General features: G+C 63.1%; 3 protein-coding genes. 1 reads left to right on the forward strand and 2 read right to left on the reverse strand.

The window, feature by feature from the left end:
• Positions 1–38 precede the first annotated feature (38 nt).
• Positions 39–2,822 carry a DUF349 domain-containing protein gene (locus tag Q1W40_RS01645; RefSeq protein WP_300708209.1) on the forward strand — a complete coding sequence of 928 codons (2,784 nt, stop codon included), beginning with the start codon at positions 39–41 and terminating at the stop codon, positions 2,820–2,822.
• Positions 2,823–2,884: 62 nt separating this feature from the next.
• Here Q1W40_RS01645 and Q1W40_RS01650 read toward each other — a convergent pair whose 3' ends face one another.
• Both Q1W40_RS01650 and Q1W40_RS01655 read right to left on the reverse strand, forming a co-directional pair.
• Positions 2,885–3,661 carry a UDP-2,3-diacylglucosamine diphosphatase gene (locus Q1W40_RS01650; protein ID WP_300708211.1) on the reverse strand — a complete coding sequence of 259 codons (777 nt, stop codon included), beginning with the start codon at positions 3,659–3,661 and terminating at the stop codon, positions 2,885–2,887.
• Positions 3,662–3,674: 13 nt separating this feature from the next.
• Positions 3,675–3,934, reverse strand: a 260-nt coding sequence (locus Q1W40_RS01655; RefSeq protein ID WP_300708212.1) for a peptidylprolyl isomerase, incomplete at its 5' end; no start/stop codon positions are given.

Raw genomic sequence — 3,934 nt, forward strand, 5'->3', positions numbered from 1 at the left:
GGATGCCGTATTTGGCATGGATCGTGTTTTAAAGTGTTTTGACCGTGACTTCTTCCAAGCCCCTTGACCTCGCCGCCCTTGACCAATTGACCGGGGGCGCGTTCAACGCTGCCACTTCCGGTGAGCGTGGTGCCCGTTTGCGCGAATGGCTCCAGTCGGAACCCACGGAAGAGCAAATGCACGAGGTCTACCGTGAGTTGTCTTCGCGGGACAAGGGCGTGGCCAAGATCCTCAAGGAAAAGCTCGACGAAATCAAACGCGCCCATGGCCAGGATGCTTTGGCCAGTGATTGGGCCCAGAAGGCTGAGCAAATGCTCCAGGCACCACGTTTGAACATCGCCGATGCCCTGGCCTGGCAGCGCGATGCAGCCAAAGCCGGTGCGCCTTTGTCGCGCGAGCCGCTGGCCAGTTTGAAGCTGCGTTTGGCCGAAGTGGTCAAAGGTGTGGAAGATTTGCAGCACCAAGTGATGGTGCAGCGCGAAGCCGCCGTGTTGTTGGCCCAGCGGATCGAGGTGTTGTCCACCAAGCCGCTGTCCGAGGCCCAAGTAGGCCAGACCGGTTTGCAGGCCGATGTGGCCCAGTGGCAAACCCAAGCGGAGACACTCACGCAAAACGCGGTCTGGCTCAGCGTTGATTTGAAATACCCTGCCCAATTGGACGCAGCCCGCACGCAGATGCAAGCGGTGTGGGACGGTTTTACAGCCGCTTTGTCTTTGGCTGCTCTGGCCCAGAATGATGCCGCAGCAGTTTTGCCGCCCGTCCCTGTGTGGGCCGATGAAATCCGTCGTCTGCGTGGCGAAGCCGTGAGCGCTGCTTCAGTCCCCACCGATGCGCCCAAGGCGGCCAAACCCAAAATGGACCCGGCTCAGCGCCAGGCCCTGCGCGAGCAGGCCACCGCCGCTGTGACCGAAGTGCTGGAGGCGGTCGAAAAAGAAGTCACCGAAGGCCATGGCAAAGCCAGCGCCGGTGCGGCTGCAGCCTTGCGCGCCGTGCTCAAAACGCATGGCAAAAATCTGGACACGGCACTCGATGCCCGCGTGCACGAAGCACTGACGGCTGCGGGTGAGCTCGAAGGCTGGCAGCGCTGGCGCGCCGACCAGATCCGCCAAGAACTGGTGACCAAGGCCGAAGCCCTGCTGGGTGCCGACAAAGCGCCAGCCATGGGTGGGCGCAAGATGCAGGAAAACCTGCGCCAATTGCGCGAGAGCTGGAAGCAAACAGACCAGGGCGGCTTGCCCAACCACGGTTTGTGGAAGCGTTTCGACGCCGCCTGCAACGAGGCCTACAAGACCGTACAAACCTGGCTGGACCAAATCAAGCAGGAGTCGGCCGCGCACCGAGCACAGCGTGTGGCCTTGATGGAAGAAGTCAAAGCCTGGACTGCTGCCAACGCCGAGAGCAACGACTGGCGTGGCCAGTTGCGCGCGCTGCATCAGTTTGGTGAGCGCTGGCGCAATGCGGGTCACTTGAGCGAAAAATCATTTGCCGAGATGCAGTCGCAGTGGAAAGCGCTCATCAAGGCCGCAGCTGCACGTGTCGATGCGGCGCAAAAAGCCAGCATCGAGCGGCGCCAAGCCATGATCGCCGAAGCCAAGGACATGTCTGCAGCGCCGCTGCGTGTGGACGCCGTCAAGGCCCTGCAGCAACGCTGGCAAGCCGAAGCCCAAGCAGTGCCTCTGGATCGCAAGACCGAGCAAAAGTTGTGGGAAATTTTCCGTGCACCTTTGGACGAAGCCTTCCAGCGCAAAGGTGCCGAACGCCAGCAAGCCGAAACCCATTTGAGTGCCCGTGACCGCGCCGTGATCGACGCCTCCAAGGCCCTGGACGCGGCCAACGCCAGCGGCGATGCGGCCAAGATCCGTGCTGCCATGGCTGCGTTGGATGCCGCCTTGCGTGGGCAGGCTCAACAGGTGGCCGAGCAAGCGACGGCACAAGCTGTTGCACCCGCACCCGCACCCGCCGCCGAAGCGCAGGCGGCAGAGGCCGCCGGTGAACAGTCGACAGGCAGCGATGCCTCTCCAGCATCCGTGCCCGCCGACGAGGCCAGCGCGCCCAGCGAAGAATCCGAGACGCCAGCCACCGACAGCGAAACCGCTGAAGAAGCAGCGCCTGCACCTGTCGCCCCGCCCAAGCCCGCCAAACAGGTGATTGCTGTGCGCGGTGATGACCGCCCTGGCCAAAAGAAAACCGAAGCGCCCGCTGGCCGTGATGGCCGTCGCGATGGCCGCCCTAGTGAGCGCAATGCCCGCCCGGGTGAGCGCGCAGGCGATCGTCCTGGCCGTCCAGGCGACCGAGGCCCCCGTTCGGGTGACCGCGGCGACCGCTTCCCGCGTGGTGATTTTGCAGACCGTGGCGAACGCGCACCGCGCTTGGGCGATACCGCCTTCCGTGCCCAACGCGAGGCCATGGAGCGTGCCGAGATGTCCTTGCGCAAGCTGGCAGCTCAAGCCCACGGCGAGACCCTGACCCGATTGATGTCTGCGTGGCAAGACCGCCAGGCCGATGCACTGCCCAGCGCTCAAGAGCTGGGCAAGGCCGTCAATGCCTCGGCCCGTCAGGCCTGGACGCAAGCGGTCAGTACCGAAGCCAAAGCGCCTGCCATCACCGCTTTGTTGCGGCTGGAAATGGCCGCCGAAGTGCCTACCCCTGCCGAGCAGCTGAGTGAGCGTCGCGCACTGCAATTGCAGCTGCTGACCCAGCGCAACCAACCTGGACCTGCTGAAACCTGGGCGCAGGATGTGGCGCAGGTCTTGTCTGGCCCGCACGAAGCCAACACCGCACGCCGACTGCAAAACGTGCTCAAAAACTTGCTGCGCCGCTAAAGCGCCGCATGTTCAACAAAAAGGCCGCTCAGTGGAGCGGCCTTTTTGTTGGTGTCGACGTGCTAACTCAGGCCTATGCGCTCAGAAAGACCATGGGCATGCAAGCGAAAAATTTCTGCCCGCTCAGGCGCATGGTCGAGTGACCAATCGCTCAGCACTTGCCGAGTAGCCGAGCCCATGGCGTGATCGGCCGGGCGGTGGGTGTGGCCGTGGATCAGGCGATCGGCCTGAGCGGCTTGCAGCCACTGCAGACTGAGCGTGGTGTCGGCATCGGCATAGGTCATGCCGCTTTGCTTTTGTGATTCGCTTTGCGCACGCATGGCGCGGGCCAAGGCCAGCCGCTCGTTCAAGGGCTTGGCCAGAAATTCAGTTTGCCACGGCGCTGATCGCACTTGCTGACGAAAGACCTGGTAGTCGGTGTCGTCCAGACACAGTGCATCGCCATGGCTGAGCAAAATGCGTTGATCACCCCAAGCCAACACGGTGGGGTCCTGCAGGGCATGAACGCCGCAGGCCGATAAAAAACCGGGGCCCACCAGAAAGTCCCGGTTGCCGGGCATGAAGGCCACATGGCAGCGCTGCGCAGTTTGGCGCAAGACCTCTGCGCACGCTTGCAAAAAAGGATCGTGGGCCACGGCATCGTCGCCGACCCAGACTTCAAACAGATCGCCCAGCAGCAAAACCGCTTGGGCGGGCGTGGAGGCCATGTACTGGCGCCACGCCTCAAAGGTGCCCGTCTCGGACGCTTGCAGGTGCAGGTCCGAGATCAGGTCCACGGTTTGCCATGATGCGGGCGCTTGCAACAGGCCTATGGCCGGTGTTGTGGGCGACGCGTTCATGGCCAGGCAGCCCTTACAGGGCGACAGCCTTTTCGATGATGACGTCTTCTTTGGGCACATCACCGTGGCCGCCACGGTTGCCGGTTTTCACGCCCTTGATCTGGTCCACCACCTCAGTGCCCTTGACCACTTTGCCGAACACGGCATAACCCCAGCCTTGCAGCGAAGGGGCGGTGTGGTTGAGGAAGCCGTTGTCGGCCACGTTGATGAAGAACTGCGCCGTGGCGGAGTGGGGCGCCTGGGTGCGGGCCATGGCCACGGTGTAGTTGGCGT

The organism is Limnohabitans sp. (assembly GCF_030158565.1).
GTDB lineage: Bacteria > Pseudomonadota > Gammaproteobacteria > Burkholderiales > Burkholderiaceae_C > Limnohabitans_A.

Excerpts from the sequence above, each read along its gene's own strand:
- Q1W40_RS01650 (WP_300708211.1), bottom strand. The coding sequence starts at position 3,661 with ATGAACGCGTCGCCCACAACACCGGCCATAGGCCTGTTGCAAGCGCCC.